Here is a 17,061-nt window from a genome sequence, read left to right on the forward strand (position 1 = left end):
GTTCGCCGTTGGCCGGGCAGGAGATCTGCCTGGTCGCGGCGGAGCTGGCCGGCCCAAAGCTGCCGTCAATATAAATCGTCGCGGCATTGAGCAGTAGTTCGTTCTGGTTCTGCGGAAAACTCATGACTCGTCCTTCGTCTTAGCAATCAGGGGAATAGAGGAAGTTTCAAAGTCCGACTCCCAATCAGACTTTCCGGCTCCCGCCGCGTTGATCTGGCTGGGTCCATCGGATTCGATCTGGGTATTCAGGAAGGTGAGATGCGCTTCGTACTGGTCCAGCACATCGCAGATGAGCTGCTCTTTGCTCAGCCCCATCAGGTCGTATCCGTGGCTGCCTTCTTGGGAGAAGACTTCGATGCGGTAGTAGATGTCATCGCCCGCGGAGACCCTCGCGTAGCTCGGTACCGGAAGCTGGACCGGGTACACCTGGTATTTGAAGGGACGTTCCTGCCCGTTGCCGACCACCAGGTCCAGGGAGTCGAGGTTCAGGTTATGCACCGCTTCGGTATCCAGCTGGACCTCGGCGCCGCGGGCGGTGAACTCCTCGCTCACCTCGCGCAGTGCAGGCTCGGCCACCTCGGCGAGGTAGCGCTGCACCGCCCGGTGCCCGGGATAGTTCATCGCCCGGGACAGACGCTGCTTCCAGCTGCGCCGTTCGGTGCTGGGACCCATCCGGCTGCTCAGCACCTTGTGCATGGCCCCTTGGTAGCTATCGGCCAGCGCCGATTCAACCCGCAGGGATTTAAACAGTCCCAGCATGATGAATAGCAGCACGAAGGAGAAGGGAAGGCCCATGATGACGGTCGCGCCTTGCAGGGTCGGCACGCCATCGACGAAGAGCATGCCCAAGGTCAGCAGGCCCGTGGCCAGCGACCAGAACAGGCGCACCGGCTTGGAGCCGTCCGATTGCGCATCTTTCAGGTGCGAGGTGAAGTTCGCCATCACCAGCGCGCCGGAGTCGGCGCTGGTGACGTAGAACAGCAGGCCGGTGAAGGTGGCGATCGCCGCGGTGATGGGGGTACCCGGGTACTGCTCGAGCAGCGAATAGAAGGCCCGCTCCGGGGTGTTCATGGCGACCTCGCCGAAGGCCGCGTTTCCGCCGCGCACCAGCGCCAGCGCGCTATTGCCGAAGATCGAGATCCACAACAGGATGAAGGCGAAAGGCACTACCAGAACGCCGGTGACAAACTGCCGAATGGTTCGCCCACGCGAAATGCGGGCGAGGAACAGCCCGACGAAGGGCGCCCAGGCGATCCACCACGCCCAGAAGAAGAGCGTCCAGCCATTGAGCCACTCATCGGGGCGGTCATAGGCGAAGGTATCCAGCGCCATGCCCGGGAAGTTCGCGAGGCTGTCGCCGATGTTGATGATGATCCCGTCGAAGAGGTAGGCGGTACCGCCGACGATCAGCACAAAGAGCATCAGCGCAATGCACAGCAGCACGTTGAGTTCGGATAACCGTCGAATGCCCTTTTCCACACCGGTCAGTACCGAGATCGTCGCCATGAAAACGGCCGCGACGATCAGCACGATCTGCCAGCTCATGTTCTCGGGAATTCCGAACATGAAATTTAACCCATAGTTCAGCTGGGCCACGCCGATGCCCAGCGAGGTCGCGATGCCGAAAATCGTACCCAGCATGGCCGCTATATCCACCGAGTGGCCGATCCAGCCATTGATCCGGCGGCCCAGCAGCGGGTAGAGGGCGGAACGGATCGACAGCGGAAGATTGTGCCGGTAGGCAAAATAGCCCAGCGCCAGCCCGATCAGCGCGTAGAGGCCCCAGCCCAGCAGTCCATAGTGGAAGAGCGTCCAGACCACCGCTTGGCGGGCCGCCTCAACGGTTGAGCCGTCGCCGGTAGGTGGCGCTAGGTACTGCGTGATCGGCTCGGCCACCGAGAAGAACATCAGGTCGATGCCGATGCCGGCCGCGAAAAGCATCGAAGCCCAAGTGAAAACGTTGAAGGTCGGCCGTGAATGGTCGGGCCCCAGCCGGGTCTTGCCGACCTTCGAAATGGCGATGCTGATGACGAAGACGAGCACGGAGACGACGATGAGCGTGTAGTACCAGCCGAAGTTCTTGCCGATCCAGGCGACCGTGGCACCGATCACTGCGTCGGCAGACTCCCTGTCGAGAATGGCCCACAGGGCAATGCCGAGCACCAGCGAGGCCGAACCGAAAAAGACAACTCGATTGATTCGAGTTTCTTTCTGGACCGGTTCGGGCACCTTGGCTTGGTCGTTGGGTTTGCTTGGCGGTTCGGAATCATTCTTAGCCGTTGACATGCGTTCAAACCTACTCAAATTCGTGTCGAAAAGCACCCGAAACCGTGAATCCGAGGCACCGCGAGCATCCGAATTTGTGCCGCCGGGTCTAGTTATACCGGCTTGCTGGCGCGCCTGGCCGCCTTCGCCATCCGCTGCTTCGAGATAGTCCTCACAACCAGCAAAAACGCCCGTGACCTACCCTTTCGAGTCGGCCACGGGCGTCGGAAACTGCGTGCGCTAGAGCACGTCGGTAGCTCCGGAGGCCTTGAGCTTCTCCACCGTCTGCTTGACCTTCTGCGCGTGCTCCTTGGTCGTGACGAGCAAGGCGTCGGCCGTATCCACGACGATCACATCGTCGATTCCGATCAGCGCAACCACCCGGGGGCGATCCCCATAGACTACGCCGGTGGCATTATCCGAATACACCCGAACGTTCTCCCCCAGAGAGATCACCCCGGTGTCCTCGCTGGCCTTGTTCAGCCGACCGATGGCGGCGAAGTCCCCGACGTCATCCCAGTTGAAAACGCCGGGAATCACCGCGACGTCGCCGGCGGCCGCGGCGGGCTCGGCCACCGCGTAGTCGATCGCGATCTTGGGCAGGTCGGTCCAGACCGCGTTCATGACGGCTTCGCGCTCGTCGGTATCCCACGCCTCGGCGATGCGCATCAGGCCGGCATGCAGATCTGGCTCGTTCGACTTGAGGTGCTCGAGCATCAGCCCCACGGGGGCGACGAACATTCCGGCATTCCAGAGGAATCCCCCGCCGGCCAGGTAGCCGCGGGCCGTATCCTCATCCGGCTTCTCCACGAATTCCACGACGGCGCGGGCGGTGGGCGCGTTGGCAACATTCAGCAAATCGCCGGCCTTGATGTAGCCAAAGGCCGTCGAGGCATGAGTCGGATGGATGCCGATCGTCACGATCTTGCCCGTGGCCGCGGTATGGATCGCTTCGCTCAGCGCCTTCTGGAAGATGTCCACCGGGCCAATGACCTGGTCGGCGGCGAAAGAACCCATGATGATATTCGGGTCACGGCGATACAGGATGGCTGCGGCGAGTCCGATCGCGGCCGCCGAATCACGTGGCTCGGGTTCGAGCACCAGGTTCTCGTCACACAGTTCGGGGAGCTGGTCCATGACCGCGCCGCGGTGGGCACGACCGGTGACGACCATAATCCGCTCACCGGCCAATGGCACCAACCTGTCGTACGTCGCACGGATCAGGGTAGAACCCGAGCCGGTGAGATCGTGCAGGAATTTGGGAGCCGAGGCTCGGGAGAGGGGCCACAGTCGGGTTCCGACGCCACCGGCCGGAATCACGCCATGGAATCGCGCTAAAAGGTCTGCATTCACGAGCACAACACTAATTCATTCGGTGGGCAAACCCGGTCATTGAAGCTCTCGGGCGATCAATAAATACGAAACGTGTCTATGCGTTATTACGCGCGTATTTCCGGCCTTCTGGCGCATATTTGCCACTATTCGGTGAACATACTCACAAGGGCGAGACTCAAGATAGAACCGAGGCTCATATGTGGTTTAGACTCGCACAAGGAACGCTCGCACAAGTGCGTCAAATCTCATTGTGTGCAATATACACATGCGCCGTTGCGAGCCTTGGAGGTTTAGTTCAGTGTCGAAGACTTCGTCAGGCACCCTATACCGCGGCCGTGAAGGCATGTGGTCCTGGGTGGGACACCGGGTCACCGGTGTCGTTATTTTCCTTTTTCTTTTAGTGCACGTGCTTGATACAGCACTTGTACGCGTCGATGCCAGTGCATACGACGCAGTGATTGCCACGTACAAAAACCCCCTGATGGCACTCGGTGAAACCGCTTTGGTCGCCGCCATCCTCTTCCACGCATTCAATGGACTGCGTCTGATCTTGGTTGACTTCTGGAAGCAGGGCACCAAGTACCAGCGCCAGCTGTTGTGGGGCGTCATCGGCGTTTGGGTCGTTGTATTCGCCGGCTTCGCAATCCGCCACCTCTCGCTTGCATTCGGAGGACACTAAACCATGAGCGCAGAAATTGCTGCCCCCCGTAGCCAGCGTATAGACCCGAAGTATGTTCGCGGACCAAAGTCCCGCAGCAGCTTCGAGATGCTCGCATGGCTGTTCATGCGCCTATCCGGCGTAGTACTGGTCGTTCTGATCTTCGGTCACCTGATCGCCAACCTGCTGACCGGCACGGGCATCAACGCCCTGTCCTTCGGCTTCGTTGCCGGCAAGTGGGCCTCACCAATCTGGCAGTTCTGGGATTTGGCGCTGCTTTGGTTGGCGATGCTGCACGGCACCAACGGTGTGCGTACCATCATCAACGACTACGCCGAGAAGCACGCAACCCGTGCCTGGCTCAAGGGCGTCCTCTATGTGTCGACGATCTTCATCATCGTGCTTGGCTCCCTGGTGATCTTCACCTTCGATCCTTGCGTTGTGAACAGCCCGTTGCCACAGTGCTAAAACCCCTTTTTTAGCCACACAGATTTTTCAGAAAAGAGAGCATCAAGAATGCAGGTACACAAGTACGACGTAGTCATCGTCGGTGCCGGTGGTGCAGGTATGCGTGCCGCGATCGAGTCCGGTCAGCGCGCGCACACCGCAGTGCTTACCAAGCTTTACCCAACCCGTTCGCACACCGGTGCGGCCCAGGGCGGCATGTGCGCAGCACTTGCCAACGTCGAGGAAGACAACTGGGAGTGGCACACCTTCGACACCGTCAAGGGTGGCGACTACCTGGTGGACCAGGACGCAGCGGAGGTCATGGCGAAGGAAGCCATCGACGCCGTGCTCGACCTGGAAAAAATGGGTCTTCCGTTCAACCGCACCCCGGATGGCAAGATCGATCAGCGCCGCTTCGGCGGCCACACTCGTGACCACGGCAAGGCCGCCGTGCGTCGCGCCTGCTACGCAGCTGACCGCACCGGTCACATGATTCTGCAGACCCTGTACCAAAACTGCGTCAAGCACAACGTTGAGTTCTACAACGAGTACTACGTGCTGGATATGCTCATGGTTGAGGAGGATGCCTACCGCGAGGACGGCACCGCCTACAAGCAGAAGCGCGTTGCCGGCGTCGTTTCCTACGATCTGGCTACCGGCGAGCTGCACATCTTCCAGGCCAAGTCGGTTGTCTTCGCAACCGGCGGCGCGGGCAAGGTCTTCAAGACCACCTCGAACGCACACACCCTGACCGGCGACGGCATGGGCATCGCCTTCCGCAAGGGCATCCCGCTGGAAGACATGGAATTCGTGCAGTTCCACCCGACCGGCCTGGCCGGCTTGGGCATCCTGCTTTCCGAAGCGGCCCGTGGCGAAGGCGCGATCCTGCGCAACTCCGAGGGTGAGCGCTTCATGGAGCGTTATGCTCCGACCATTAAGGACCTCGCTCCGCGTGACATCGTCGCACGTTCGATGGCCAATGAGGTGCGTGAAGGCCGCGGCTGCGGCCCGAACAAGGACTACGTGCTGCTCGACCTGACCCACCTGGAACCGGCGCATATCGATGCGAAGCTTCCAGACATCACCGAGTTCGCCCGCACCTACCTGGGCGTTGAGCCGTACACCGAGCCAGTTCCGGTCTTCCCGACCGCGCACTACGTGATGGGCGGCGTGCCAACCAACATCGAGGCCGAGGTCCTGCAGGACAACGACACCGTGATCCCGGGCCTCTTCGCCGCCGGCGAAGTTGCTTGCGTTTCGGTCCACGGCTCGAACCGTCTGGGCACCAACTCGCTGCTGGACATCAACGTGTTCGGCAAGCGCGCTGGCCTCTCCGCGGCCAAGTACGCGGCCACCGCGGACTTCGTGGAACTTCCGGAAGATCCAGAGAAGTTCACCAGCTCCCAGATCGACTCCATGCTGAACTCCACCGGCACCGAGCGCGTTTCGGTACTGCGGAAGGAACTTCAGGACATCATGGATGCGAACGTCCAGGTGTTCCGCGACAAGGATTCGCTGAATCGTGCACTGGTAGTCATCGAAGAACTGCGCGAGCGCTACAAGAACGTTTCGGTCCAGGACAAGGGCAAGCGTTTCAACCTTGACCTGCTTGAGGCCATCGAGCTCGGCTTCCTGCTGGACATGGCAGAGGTCATGACCGCTGCAGCCATGCACCGCAAGGAATCACGCGGCGGACACTACCGCGAAGATTACCCGAACCGCGACGACGAGAACTTCATGAAGCACTCGATGTCGTACCGCGACGCAACGGCTACCACCGAGGGCATTTCCGGCATTCGCATGGAAACCAAGCCCGTAATCTTCACCCGTTACCAGCCGATGGAGCGTAAGTACTAATGAGCACGGAACTTCCGGAACCAGCATCAAAGATTGAACTCAAGCCAGGTGTCGGCGGCGGCGGAGAGATCCCTACCTTCGACATCACCTTGCGTGTTCGCCGGTACACCCCGGAGAGCACCGCTGACGCTTACTGGGAAGACTTCAAGCTGACCATGTACGGCACGGACCGCGTGCTGGACGCCCTGCACAAGATCAAGTGGGAGCACGACGGTTCGCTGTCCTTCCGCCGCTCTTGCGCCCACGGCGTCTGCGGTTCCGATGCGATGCGCATCAACGGCCGCAACCGCCTGGCCTGCAAGTCCCTGCTCAAGGATCTGGACACCTCCAAGCCGATCACCGTTGAAGCCATCAAGGGCCTGCCCCTTGAAAAGGATCTCATCGTTGACATGGAACCGTTCTTCCAGTCCTACCGCGAGGTCATGCCGTTCCTGATCAACGAAGGCCATGAGCCTTCCGGCGAGCGTTACCAGTCGGCAGAAGACCACGCCAAGTTCGAGGACACTACCAAGTGCATTCTTTGCGCCGCGTGCACCTCGTCTTGCCCGGTCTTCTGGACCGACGGCCAGTACTTCGGCCCGGCAGCCATCGTCAACGCGCACCGCTTCATCTTCGACTCGCGCGATGATGCAGGCGACATGCGTCTGGAGATCCTGAACGACAAGGAAGGCGTGTGGCGTTGCCGCACCACCTTCAACTGCTCCGAAGCTTGCCCACGTGGCATCCAGGTGACCAAGGCTATCGCCGAGGTCAAGCAGGCGATCCTGTCGCGCACCATCTAAGGATTCTTCCTTAACCCGCCAAGGGGCTCGAACCATCCGGTTCGGGCCCCTTCGCGTTAACTGCTGGCAACCAGCAGAGGAATTCCCGCCAGCGTATTTTGACCGATTCTGATTTGTGGCATGATGAGCAACAAGGGAGCTGGCGGCGACGCCAGCAGCCCTAAAAATTTCACAGACTTCCACGCACGCCACCCGTCCGTGGTTGAGGCCCATGCACAGGGCGTCCGCGTCGCAGCTGCCCGCGGAGCGCACGGGGTAAACCCGTTCCTGGCAAATATGTAATTTCCATGCAAAGGAGAAACAATGGCTGAGAACAAGAACGTGAACCCCTCTGGTTCGACCACCCAGGCTGGCATTCCGACGGTCAGCGATCGCAACTCGCTCACCGTAGGCGCCGACGGGCCGATCGTCCTGCACGACCACCACCTAGTCGAAACCCTGCAGCATTTCAACCGGATGAACGTTCCGGAACGCCGCCCGCACGCCAAGGGCTCCGGCGCTTTCGGCGAATTCGAAACCACCGAAGACGTTTCGCAGTACACCAAGGCGGCCCTGTTCCAGCCCGGCGTCAAAACCGAAACCCTGATGCGCTTCTCCACCGTCGCTGGCGAGCTCGGCTCCCCGGACACCTGGCGCGATGTGCGCGGCTTCTCGATGAAGTTCTACACCACCGAAGGCAACTTCGATCTGGTCGGCAACAACACCCCGGTATTCTTCGTGCGCGACCCGATGAAGTTCCCGCACTTCATCCGCTCGCAGAAGCGCCTGCCCGACTCTGGGCTGCGCGACGGCACCATGCAGTGGGACTTCTGGACGCAGAACCCCGAATCAGCCCACCAGGTCACCTACATCATGGGCCAGCGCGGCCTGCCGAAGACCTGGCGCGAAATGAACGGCTACGGATCGCACACCTACATGTGGGTCAACGCCAATGGCGAGAAGTTCTGGGTGAAGTACCACTTCCTGAACCAGCAGTCCGAGAAGTTCGAAACCATGGGCGGGGAGAGGGCCGAATCGCTGGCCGGCTCCGATGCCGAATTCCACCGCCGCGACCTGTTCGAGAACATCAAGGCCGGCAACTTCCCGAAGTGGGACCTGTACATCCAGGTCATGCCGTACGACGAGGCCAAGACCTACCGCTACAACCCATTCGATCTGACCAAGGTCTGGTCGAAGAAGGACTACCCGCGCATCAAGGTCGGCACGATGACGTTGAACCGCAACCCGGAGAACTTCTTCGCGCAGATCGAACAGGCGGCCTTCTCCCCGGGCAATATGGTTCCCGGCATGGGCATGAGCCCGGACAAGATGCTGCTGGGCCGCAACTTCGCCTACGCGGATGCCCAGCGCTACCGCATCGGCACCAACTTCCAGCAGCTGCCGGTGAACAAGCCGAAATGCCCGGTCACCTCGTACAACTTCGAGGGAAGCATGACCTACGAGCACACCTCGGATCGCAGCGTCTACGCCCCGAACTCCTTCGGCGACAGCTACAGCGACCAGACCGGTCCGGCGGAGAACTCCTTCGAGTCCGATGGCGAGCTGGTCCGCTCGGCCTACACCCTGCGTGAGGACGATGGCGACTTCGTCCAGCCAGGCATCCTGGTGCGCGAGGTGATGGACGACGCCCAGCGCGCCGAACTCGTGGAAACCGTCACCGGCGCGCTGGGCGGAGTGATCGAACCGGTGCTCACCAACGCCATCGAATACTGGAAGAATATCGACCCGGACGTCGGAGCCAAGATCGAAGCCAACGTGCGCGCCCAGTAGGCATTGCGCGGCGCTCTTCCGGGTGCAGGAGAGTGAGCTGAAACAGGTTGGTCCCCGCGANNTCGCGGGGACCAACCTGTTTTTTTGCTTAACCGTTAGCGTGCTGTAGCTCCCGTTAGCGATTCTGACTGATTTTCGGGTTCATCGCACTTATGCGGATCGGGTTCCGATTCCAGGACTGCTTCCGTTTCATGCTCCGGGGAGACTTGCTCCCGGTTTGTGCCCGTTGCTCCAAGGGCGGGAACGTCTTCCCCGTTGAAAACCCGGCGGACCCGGTCGATATCCAGGGATTTGTCCCACCAGGCGATGAACAACGTAGCCACCGCATTGCCGCAGAAGTTCACCAGAGCACGGCACTCGGACATGAATTTGTCGATGCCGAAGATCAGCATAATGCCCGCTGCCGGAATGGTGCCCAATGTGCTCAGCGTTGCCGTCAGTGCGATGAATCCACCGCCGGCCACGCCTGCCGCGCCCTTCGAGGTCAGCAGCATCACCGCAAGCATTCCAATCTGCTGACCGACGGTAAGGTCCGTGTTGGTGGCCTGGGCTATATACACGGCAGCCAGCGACAGGTAGATCGCCGCCCCATCGAGGTTGAAGCTGTAGCCGGTAGGGACCACCAGGCCCACGGTTTCCTTCTTCACTCCTGCATGTTCCAGCTTCTTCATCAGCCCCGGAAGAGCCGGTTCGGCCGTTGAGGTACCCAGGATCAGCAGCAGTTCTTCGCGGAAGTGCTTAAACATCTTGAAAATATTCAGTCCCAAGAAGGCCATGATTCCGCCAAGGAAGAAGACGACGAAGACGATAGAAGTGCCATAGAAGAGCAGGATCAGCCAGCCCAAGCTTGAGAGCGTTTCCACCCCGTATTTGCCCACGGCGAAGGCCATGGCGCCAAAGGCGCCCAGCGGGGCTGCTTTCATGATGAAGTTCAACACCTTGAAGATGACCGTTGTCAGACGCTGAACCATCTCCAGCACCGGGGCACCTATTTTACCGACCGCGTTGATCGCGATACCGAACACCACAGCCATGAAAATGATCTGCAGGATGTCGCCCTCGACGAATGGCGAAGCGACGGATCCCGGGATGATATGGGTGAGGAATTCCCACCACTGCTGGTTCTCGCCCTTGTCTATGAGTTCGGCCGCCTGGCCGGTGGTTTCGATCTTGCTCGCATCGGCGTTCACACCGTCACCCAAGCGGAAGATGTTGATCGCTACTAGTCCCAGGAGCATTGCGCAGATGGTGCCGATCTGGAAGTAGCCTAATGCCTTGAGCCCCGTGGCTCCGACCTTCTTCAGGTCGGCAACGCTGGCGATGCCGCCAACAATGGTCAAAAAGACGATGGGACCGATGAGCATTTTCATCGCTTCGACAAATGTCGTACCGATCGGTTGCATGGCTTGACCGGTCTTCGGCGCGAGCCAGCCCAGAATGATGCCGGCGACGATGGCGATCAGCACCCAGAAGTACAATTGCCGGTACCAGCGCTTGCGTACGGGAGGGTTGCTTTCGCTGTGCATGGTATTGCCCATGATTCCTACCTCAGTGTTGGAATAAGTCTTACTCCGTGGATCTCAGGCGTGCTTAGGAGCGAGACTAGAAAATATGTGGGGGGTCGAAGACTAAGTCGCTCCGTGGGCGGAGTGCGGACTCTCGGGTCGGGTCGAGCACCCGACCCGAGAGCGCCGTGGCGCAGCTTAGACGGCTGCCAGGGTGCTGCTCAGCGCGTGGACGATGGCTTCGGTGACTGCTTCCGTGTCGGCGTTGCCGCCGATGTCCCGGGTCAGGTTTCCGGAGCCGGTGGCGACCTCGATGGCCGCCTCCACTCGGCGCGCCTCCTGCTCAAGGCCAAAGTGCTCGAGCATCAGCGCGGCGCTGGCGATCGCACCAATCGGATTGCAGATCCCCTGGCCAGCGATATCCGGAGCGGTGCCGTGGACCGGTTCGAACATCGAGGGGAAACGGCGTTCCGGATTCAGGTTCGCGCTGGCCGCCAGGCCCAGGCTGCCGGCGAGAGCCGATCCGAGATCCGAAAGGATGTCCGCATTGAGATTTGAGGCCACGACCACCGAGAGTTCTTCCGGATTCAGGATGAACTTCGCGCTCATCGCGTCGACGAGCACGCTTTCAGTGCGCACCTCCGGGTAATCCAGGGCCACCCGGTTGAAGACCTCGTCCCAGAGCACCATGCCGTACTGCTGGGCATTCGATTTGGTGACTGAGGAGACCTTCTTCACCGTGCGAGTGCGAGCCAGATCGAAGGCGAAGCGGATGATGCGTTCGCAGCCCTTCTCGCTGAACAACGCGGTCTGCAACGCGATTTCGTTGCCCGGTCCACGGCCCGATAGGTTGCGCCCGCCCAGTCCCGCGTACTCGCCCTCGCTATTCTCGCGCACGACGATCCAATCAAGTTCGGTGTCGTCGGCCTTGCGCAGCGGCGAGGTGACACCGGGCAGGAACTTCACTGGTCGGATGTTGGCCCACTGGTCGAAGTTCTGCGTGATGTTCAGGCGCAGACCCCACAGGCTGACATGGTCGGGGACGTTTTCCCAACCGACGGCACCGAAATAGATCGAGTCGAAGTCCTTCAACGTTTCCAGTCCGTTCGGATCCATCATGACCCCGTGCTGGGCGTAGTATTCACAGCCCCAAGGAAATTCGGTCCAGTCGAAGGCGAATTTGCCCGAGGATTGCTCGGCGATGGTGTCAAGCACGCGGCGCCCCGCCGCAACAACTTCCTTGCCGACGCCGTCGGCCGGGATTGAAGCGATCTTGAATACCTTGGTCTGGCTCATAGCGTTCTCCTCTGGAGTGAAAGTGTTCCGCGTCACATGCGAACTTAGTTTCAATTAGACCGGCTCCGCTGAATTGCGTCCAAGACTGAAATTGCATATTCCGAATAGGAAAAACCTATGAGTGATGGCCAAGACTCGACGCGGCATACGCTTCGGCGACGCTCAGAAACGCCCGGGCTGCCGGCGTCAGGTTCGACTGCCTGCTGATAATCGCCACATGCAATTCGGCCACAGGCTCCAGCCGCGTCACGCGAAGTCCCGAACGGCGCGCCAGCGGCGCCCACGAGACGGGGAGGATCGCGTGCCCCACGCCGGCCAACACCAGCGGAAGTATCGAGGTGCGATGTGCAACCTCCGCCACGATCTCAATGTTGACGCCACCGGCGAGAAGGTCGTCAACCAGGGCGCGCATCAGTGAGCCCCGCTGCGAGATGATGACGCGTTCCCCACCGAGATCCTGGCCACTGAGCACCTCGCGTGCCCCAAAATTATCGGCCGTCGGATTGATGATCAGCATCAGCGGCTGGCGTTCGAGTTGCACCACGTCGACCCCGGGGGCGGTGATGGGCCGATCCGCGCCAAGCAGTCCTATTTCATTGCTGCCGTTACGCACCGAGGAAACCACATCGTCGACGGTAAACGCCGCGGCGGTGCTCACGGAGATCTGCGGATAGCGTTCGGTGTAGCCGGCTATCAGCGTGGTCAGCGGTTCGATTGCGGGCGAGGGCATGGCGATCAGCTCCAGGCGCCCGCGGCGCACCCCCTTCAACGCTGACATGGCCGAATGCGCGGCATCCAGGTCCCGGACCACCAGTCGCGCGGGTCCCACAAGCTCCTTGCCGGCCTCGCTGAGCACGGCCCTGCGCCCGACCCTGTGGAATAGCGGCAGCCCGATTTCCCGTTCAAGGCTTTTGATAGTTTGCGACAGCGATGGTTGTGCGATCAGCAAATGCTCGGCCGCCCGATTGAACCCCTCATGGTCGACCACCGCTAGAAAATACCTCAGCTGCCGAACATCCATGTCTCTCCTCCGCCGCGTTGCCCTGGCCATCACCGTGGCCCACTGACTATTATGTGATGCACCCCACGGGTCGCGTCACATCGTGAGTCAGTATGTGTAGCGCTGTTGGGGTTCCGTGCAGCTGGCCGGACAGAGAAAAACCCCGTGGAACATTTTTGTTCCACGGGGTTTTTGCTTTCCGTTCGGTTAACGCTAGCATCGCAGCGCGAGTTCCTCGCTGAGATTCCACGCCCCGCCGCGGGTGTCGAACAGCTGCAAAGTCCGCACCTCGAAGCTCAGCTCCACCTCGCGCAGCTGTTCCTGCGCGGCATCCAGGTCCGCACTGGGCACGTTCTGCGCGATCGTCAGGTGCGGGTGGTACTCGAATTGCGATTCGTGGCGCAACTGGTCGGCCAGCAGCTGCCGATGCAGCTCCCAGCACCGCTCGGCCCCCGCCGCCAGCGGCAGGTAGACCACCTCGCTGGCCGGGCGGAAGGAGCCGACCGAGGCGAGCCGCACCTCAAAGCACGCACTGCCCTGGGCAACTCGGCGCACCTGCCTGGCCGCCTGCTCCCAGGACTCGCCGTAGGACCCGGAGATCAAGGTGATATGCGGGGCGATCGGCTCGGTCGCCGCTCCCCCATAAACCCGCCGCCATTCGCGCAGCACGCTGCGCTGTGGTTCGGGCACGGGAATGACGACCCCCAGCGTGAAGCGGGGCTCGAGCATTCCGGCCTGCGGCTCGATCACGGTTAGCCGTGGCTTCCCAGCGGCGGCAGGAAGCCGACCTTCTCGTAGACATCGGTTATCGTCGCCGAGGCCACCGTGCGCGCCTTGGCGGCCCCGGCCAGCAGCAGCCGGTCCAGTTCCGCCGGGTCATCGAGCAACGCCAGGGTGCGCTCGCGGATCGGGGTGAGCCGTTCCACCACGGCCTCGGCCACGGCCACCTTCAGGTGCCCGTACATCTTGCCCTCGAATTCGGCGACCAGCTCGGTCACCTGGCGCCCGGTCATCGCCGCCAGGATGTCCAGCAGGTTCGAGACCCCGGGCTGCTCCTGCCGGTCGTAGGCGACGACGCTGCCCGCATCGGTGACCGCGGACTTGATCCGCTTGGCGATCAGCTTCGGCTCGTCGAGCACGTTGATCAGCCCGGCCGGGGACTCTGCGGACTTGGACATCTTGGAGGTCGGGTTCGCCAGGTCGTAGATGCGCGCCCCTTCCTTCGGGATGAAGGCCTCGGGCACCACAAAGGTCTCGCCGAAGCGGTGGTTGAAGCGCTTGGCCAGGTCGCGGGCCAGCTCCACATGCTGGCGCTGGTCATCGCCCACCGGCACGCCTTGGGGCTGGTAGAGCAGGATGTCCGCGGCCATCAGCATCGGGTAGGTGAACAGCCCGACGCTGGACTGGTCGGACCCGCCCTTGGAGCTCTTGTCCTTGAACTGGGTCATCCGGCTCGCCTCGCCGAAACCGGTGAGGCAGTTCAGCACCCAGGCCAGCTGCGCGTGCTCGGGGACCTGGGACTGGACGAACAGCGTGGATTTCTCCAGATCGATGCCGCCGGCGATGTACTGGGCCGCGGTCACCCGGGTGCGCTTGCGCAGCTCGGCCGGGTCCTGCGGCACGGTGATCGCGTGCATATCGGGGATGAAGAAGAACGCCTCGTAGTCGTCCTGGGCCTTGACCCAGTTGACCAGCGCGCCGAGGTAATTGCCCAGGTGCAGCGAGTCCGCCGAGGGCTGCATGCCCGACAGCACGCGGGGACGGGTGGTGGTGGCGAATGTTTCGCTCATGGGATGAAGTGGTCCTTTAGAACTGGTAGTCGACGACCAGCGGTGCATGGTCGGAGAAGCGCAGATCGTAGGCCGAGGCACGGTCTACGTGGGATTTGATGGCCTTCGCCGCGAGCTGCGCGGTGGCCATCTGGTAGTCGATGCGCCAACCGGCATTATTGTCGAAGGCCTGCCCGCGGAAGGACCACCAGGTGTAGGGACCCTGCGCGTCGGGGCCGGCCAGTTCGCGGGCCACGTCTTTGTACCCGATCTCCGCGCCGAAGAATCCGTCGAAGTAGGCGATTTCCTCGTCCATCACGCCGGCGCGCTTATTGTGGTTCGGCTTCCAGTTCTTGATGTCCTTCTCGGTGTGCACGACGTTTAAATCGCCCACCACCAGCACGTGGTCCTTCTCGTTCTTCAGCTCGACCAGGCGCACATTCATGCGCTCGAGGAAACGGTACTTGTCCACCTGTTTCTGGGTATTCAGCTCCCCGGAGTGCACATAGGCGGAGACCACGCAGAGCGTGCTGCCGTCTTCCATGGCGAAGTCCGCTTCCACCCAGCGCCCGGATTCGGCGAAGTATTCCTCGCCGATGTCCCCGCGCACGGCGGTCGGCTCGGCGCGCGAAAGCACCGCAACCCCGGCGCGGCCCTTGTCCTTGGCTTCGGCGTGCAGAATGTGCCAGCCCTCGCCGATCAGTTCGCGCACGATCGCATCCGGCGCGCGCACCTCCTGCAGGCACAGGATGTCCGCGTCGCGGGCGGCGATCCAGTCGGCCATATTGCGCTTGTAGGCCGCGCGAATGCCGTTGACGTTGACCGAGGCGACGCGCACGGCGCCCTGAAGCTTGCTCAAAATTTCCACGCTGGTAGGTATCACAGTTCCACCTTACAAAAAGACAGCGCAACGTTCGGCGTGAACGTTGCGCTGCGCGGTAACAAAATCAATTAGTTGACGATCTCGCCGTCGATGGCCTCGCCGGAGGGCTTCATCATGTCGCGCGCGTTGGTCGCGGTCATTTGGATGGTTTCCAGGGCGCGGTCGATCATTTCCGCGGAATTCTCCGCGTTCTGCTCGCGCTGTTCGGCGATCACCCGGGCCTGCACCTGGATGATCTTGAAGGAGTGGTCCAGCTTCATATCGCGCTGGCTCGTGCCTTCGTCGACGACGACGGTGGAGCCACCCTGCGCGCGGCCGGTGGCTGCCGCGGTGGCTTCGCGCAGCGAGGTATTGATCTTATCCGCCCCGCGCTTCAGGCCGAACATCATGAACGCCGCAAGCAGCAGCCAGCCGGCGGAGATCGCGACGATGAACCAGCCGACGACCTCGTTCGAGTTGGCGGCGAACACGACCGCCACCAGGAGGACGACGACCATCACTGCCATGGCCAGAGTCGATGCGTTCAGGGTGACTTTTTTGCCCTGCTTCGCGGTGCTGCCTAGAGGTTCCATAGCTGAAATTATCTCATTTTGGCTCCGTGCTGACCAATTTTCAGGCCACCGGTTCGCCCACAGCGTGCCCGGTGGCGCTAGGAGTTGAATACGCGACTCATGAAGTCCCCCAGCGGCATCCCGTCCAGCGCTGCCCGGATGATCAGAAAGCCGGCGATGCCCACCACCCAACCGAGGGTTTCCTGCGCGTAGCCGCCGAGCTTTGTGCCCACCCGTTGCAGCCAGTTATCCAGGCGGTCTCCGGCCGCCGCACGGATGGCCACGAAAATGAGGCCCGGGACGATCATCACCACGCAGTAGACCGCCAGCAAGGAGAGCTGCATCGGTTCGGACCAACCGCTCTGCTTGAGTATCGCCATGGCGCCGAGGTACGGAAGCATCGTGGGCAGTTCCAGCAACCCCGCGACCAGCGCCAGCACCGCGATCCCGGACTTGCTATCCAGTGCCCGGGCCATGAACCCGCGCAGGTTCTTCGGCACTTGCGGCCCGGCATCCCCCGGCGTAGCTGGGTCCGTTGGCTCCGCGCGCTCTTGGGACGCGCCCCCGACTGCCGATTTGCGCAGCGCCGCGGCCTTTTGCGCATCGGTTTTGTAGGTCAACGCCCAGATGATCATGCCCGCCCCGAGCAACAGGCTGAGCAGCCTGATCGTCGGGTGTTGGAAGAAGCCGGCCGGAACCAGCCCCGCACCAAGGTTCCAGCCCGAGCCGATCAGCACGCCAATCACCCAGTAGAACGCCGCGAGCAGCCCCAGATACACAATCACGCGCGGGATGGCTCGCCGGTAGTCGCGCCGCAGCAGCAACCAGATCGGGATGACCAGGGTGCCAATGCTTGTCGCATCGATGAGCGCGAGGACTAGCAGCATCAGGCCCGGGGACTGCATTAAGAAGTTCATGTTTCTCACTGTGCGGCTTCGCGGCG

General features: G+C 61.7%; 16 protein-coding genes. 6 read left to right on the plus strand and 10 right to left on the minus strand.

The features are described 5' to 3' along the window. Window positions 1-120: 120 nt before the first annotated feature. Window positions 121-2,286: a choline BCCT transporter BetT gene (betT, locus tag CIK76_RS17895; RefSeq protein ID WP_096288994.1), complete on the minus strand. Its 2,166-nt coding sequence runs from the start codon at window positions 2,284-2,286 to the stop codon at window positions 121-123. Between the two features lie 219 nt (window positions 2,287-2,505). Beyond that, entirely contained in the window at window positions 2,506-3,618 is a 1,113-nt protein-coding gene (locus CIK76_RS17900; RefSeq protein WP_096289249.1) for a mannose-1-phosphate guanylyltransferase, read from the minus strand. A gap of 280 nt (window positions 3,619-3,898) precedes the next feature. Between CIK76_RS17900 and sdhC the strand changes: the two genes are divergently transcribed. The 6 genes from sdhC to CIK76_RS17925 all read left to right on the plus strand — a co-directional run bounded on the left by sdhC (window position 3,899) and on the right by CIK76_RS17925 (window position 9,114). Further along, window positions 3,899-4,279, plus strand: coding sequence for a succinate dehydrogenase, cytochrome b556 subunit (gene sdhC, locus CIK76_RS17905; protein WP_096256553.1), 381 nt, complete (start codon window positions 3,899-3,901; stop codon window positions 4,277-4,279). Between the two features lie 3 nt (window positions 4,280-4,282). Next, window positions 4,283-4,726, plus strand: coding sequence for a succinate dehydrogenase hydrophobic membrane anchor subunit (locus CIK76_RS17910; RefSeq protein WP_096288996.1), 444 nt, complete (start codon window positions 4,283-4,285; stop codon window positions 4,724-4,726). A gap of 48 nt (window positions 4,727-4,774) precedes the next feature. Continuing rightward, complete coding sequence (gene sdhA / locus CIK76_RS17915; protein ID WP_096288998.1) at window positions 4,775-6,562, plus strand: succinate dehydrogenase flavoprotein subunit; 1,788 nt, start codon at window positions 4,775-4,777, stop codon at window positions 6,560-6,562. Continuing rightward, complete coding sequence (locus CIK76_RS17920; RefSeq protein ID WP_096289000.1) at window positions 6,562-7,344, plus strand: succinate dehydrogenase iron-sulfur subunit; 783 nt, start codon at window positions 6,562-6,564, stop codon at window positions 7,342-7,344. The genes sdhA and CIK76_RS17920 overlap by 1 nt, the downstream gene beginning before the upstream one ends. Before the next feature lie 120 nt (window positions 7,345-7,464). After that, the gene (locus CIK76_RS19510; protein WP_176484302.1) at window positions 7,465-7,626 is read left to right on the plus strand and encodes a hypothetical protein; all 162 of its coding nucleotides are present in this window, start codon (window positions 7,465-7,467) and stop codon (window positions 7,624-7,626) included. 21 nt (window positions 7,627-7,647) lie between these two features. Beyond that, window positions 7,648-9,114 carry a catalase gene (locus CIK76_RS17925; RefSeq protein WP_096289002.1) on the plus strand — a complete coding sequence of 489 codons (1,467 nt, stop codon included), beginning with the start codon at window positions 7,648-7,650 and terminating at the stop codon, window positions 9,112-9,114. A 95-nt stretch (window positions 9,115-9,209) separates the two neighbouring features. Here CIK76_RS17925 and dctA read toward each other — a convergent pair whose 3' ends face one another. The 8 genes from dctA to CIK76_RS17965 all read right to left on the minus strand — a co-directional run bounded on the left by dctA (window position 9,210) and on the right by CIK76_RS17965 (window position 17,035). Next, window positions 9,210-10,652: a C4-dicarboxylate transporter DctA gene (gene dctA, locus CIK76_RS17930; RefSeq protein WP_096289004.1), complete on the minus strand. Its 1,443-nt coding sequence runs from the start codon at window positions 10,650-10,652 to the stop codon at window positions 9,210-9,212. A gap of 165 nt (window positions 10,653-10,817) precedes the next feature. Continuing rightward, window positions 10,818-11,915, minus strand: coding sequence for a tartrate dehydrogenase (locus tag CIK76_RS17935; RefSeq protein ID WP_096289006.1), 1,098 nt, complete (start codon window positions 11,913-11,915; stop codon window positions 10,818-10,820). Between the two features lie 115 nt (window positions 11,916-12,030). Then, window positions 12,031-12,936: a LysR family transcriptional regulator gene (locus CIK76_RS17940; RefSeq protein ID WP_096289008.1), complete on the minus strand. Its 906-nt coding sequence runs from the start codon at window positions 12,934-12,936 to the stop codon at window positions 12,031-12,033. Window positions 12,937-13,128: 192 nt separating this feature from the next. Beyond that, window positions 13,129-13,605: a 2'-5' RNA ligase family protein gene (locus CIK76_RS17945; protein ID WP_176484303.1), complete on the minus strand. Its 477-nt coding sequence runs from the start codon at window positions 13,603-13,605 to the stop codon at window positions 13,129-13,131. Window positions 13,606-13,667: 62 nt separating this feature from the next. Next, window positions 13,668-14,705: a tryptophan--tRNA ligase gene (trpS, locus tag CIK76_RS17950; protein WP_176484304.1), complete on the minus strand. Its 1,038-nt coding sequence runs from the start codon at window positions 14,703-14,705 to the stop codon at window positions 13,668-13,670. A gap of 16 nt (window positions 14,706-14,721) precedes the next feature. Further along, on the minus strand, window positions 14,722-15,567 hold the full coding sequence (locus CIK76_RS17955) for an exodeoxyribonuclease III (RefSeq protein WP_176484305.1): 846 nt from the start codon (window positions 15,565-15,567) through the stop codon (window positions 14,722-14,724). A 68-nt stretch (window positions 15,568-15,635) separates the two neighbouring features. Then, window positions 15,636-16,139 (minus strand): hypothetical protein, encoded by a 504-nt coding sequence (locus CIK76_RS17960; protein WP_096289014.1) that lies wholly within the window; start codon window positions 16,137-16,139, stop codon window positions 15,636-15,638. Window positions 16,140-16,216: 77 nt separating this feature from the next. Beyond that, window positions 16,217-17,035, minus strand: coding sequence for a GAP family protein (locus CIK76_RS17965; protein ID WP_096289016.1), 819 nt, complete (start codon window positions 17,033-17,035; stop codon window positions 16,217-16,219). Between the last annotated feature and the right edge of the window lie 26 nt (window positions 17,036-17,061).

This window comes from Glutamicibacter sp. BW80 (assembly GCF_002332385.1).
Lineage (GTDB): Bacteria > Actinomycetota > Actinomycetes > Actinomycetales > Micrococcaceae > Glutamicibacter.

Excerpts from the sequence above, each read along its gene's own strand:
- sdhA (WP_096288998.1), top strand. The coding sequence starts at position 4,775 with ATGCAGGTACACAAGTACGACGTAGTCATCGTCGGTGCCGGTGGTGCA.
- CIK76_RS17960 (WP_096289014.1), bottom strand. The coding sequence starts at position 16,139 with ATGGAACCTCTAGGCAGCACCGCGAAGCAGGGCAAAAAAGTCACCCTG.
- CIK76_RS19510 (WP_176484302.1), top strand. The coding sequence starts at position 7,465 with ATGATGAGCAACAAGGGAGCTGGCGGCGACGCCAGCAGCCCTAAAAAT.
- CIK76_RS17940 (WP_096289008.1), bottom strand. The coding sequence starts at position 12,936 with ATGGATGTTCGGCAGCTGAGGTATTTTCTAGCGGTGGTCGACCATGAG.
- CIK76_RS17935 (WP_096289006.1), bottom strand. The coding sequence starts at position 11,915 with ATGAGCCAGACCAAGGTATTCAAGATCGCTTCAATCCCGGCCGACGGC.
- trpS (WP_176484304.1), bottom strand. The coding sequence starts at position 14,705 with ATGAGCGAAACATTCGCCACCACCACCCGTCCCCGCGTGCTGTCGGGC.
- dctA (WP_096289004.1), bottom strand. The coding sequence starts at position 10,652 with ATGGGCAATACCATGCACAGCGAAAGCAACCCTCCCGTACGCAAGCGC.
- CIK76_RS17910 (WP_096288996.1), top strand. The coding sequence starts at position 4,283 with ATGAGCGCAGAAATTGCTGCCCCCCGTAGCCAGCGTATAGACCCGAAG.
- CIK76_RS17965 (WP_096289016.1), bottom strand. The coding sequence starts at position 17,035 with ATGAACTTCTTAATGCAGTCCCCGGGCCTGATGCTGCTAGTCCTCGCG.
- CIK76_RS17920 (WP_096289000.1), top strand. The coding sequence starts at position 6,562 with ATGAGCACGGAACTTCCGGAACCAGCATCAAAGATTGAACTCAAGCCA.
- CIK76_RS17925 (WP_096289002.1), top strand. The coding sequence starts at position 7,648 with ATGGCTGAGAACAAGAACGTGAACCCCTCTGGTTCGACCACCCAGGCT.
- betT (WP_096288994.1), bottom strand. The coding sequence starts at position 2,286 with ATGTCAACGGCTAAGAATGATTCCGAACCGCCAAGCAAACCCAACGAC.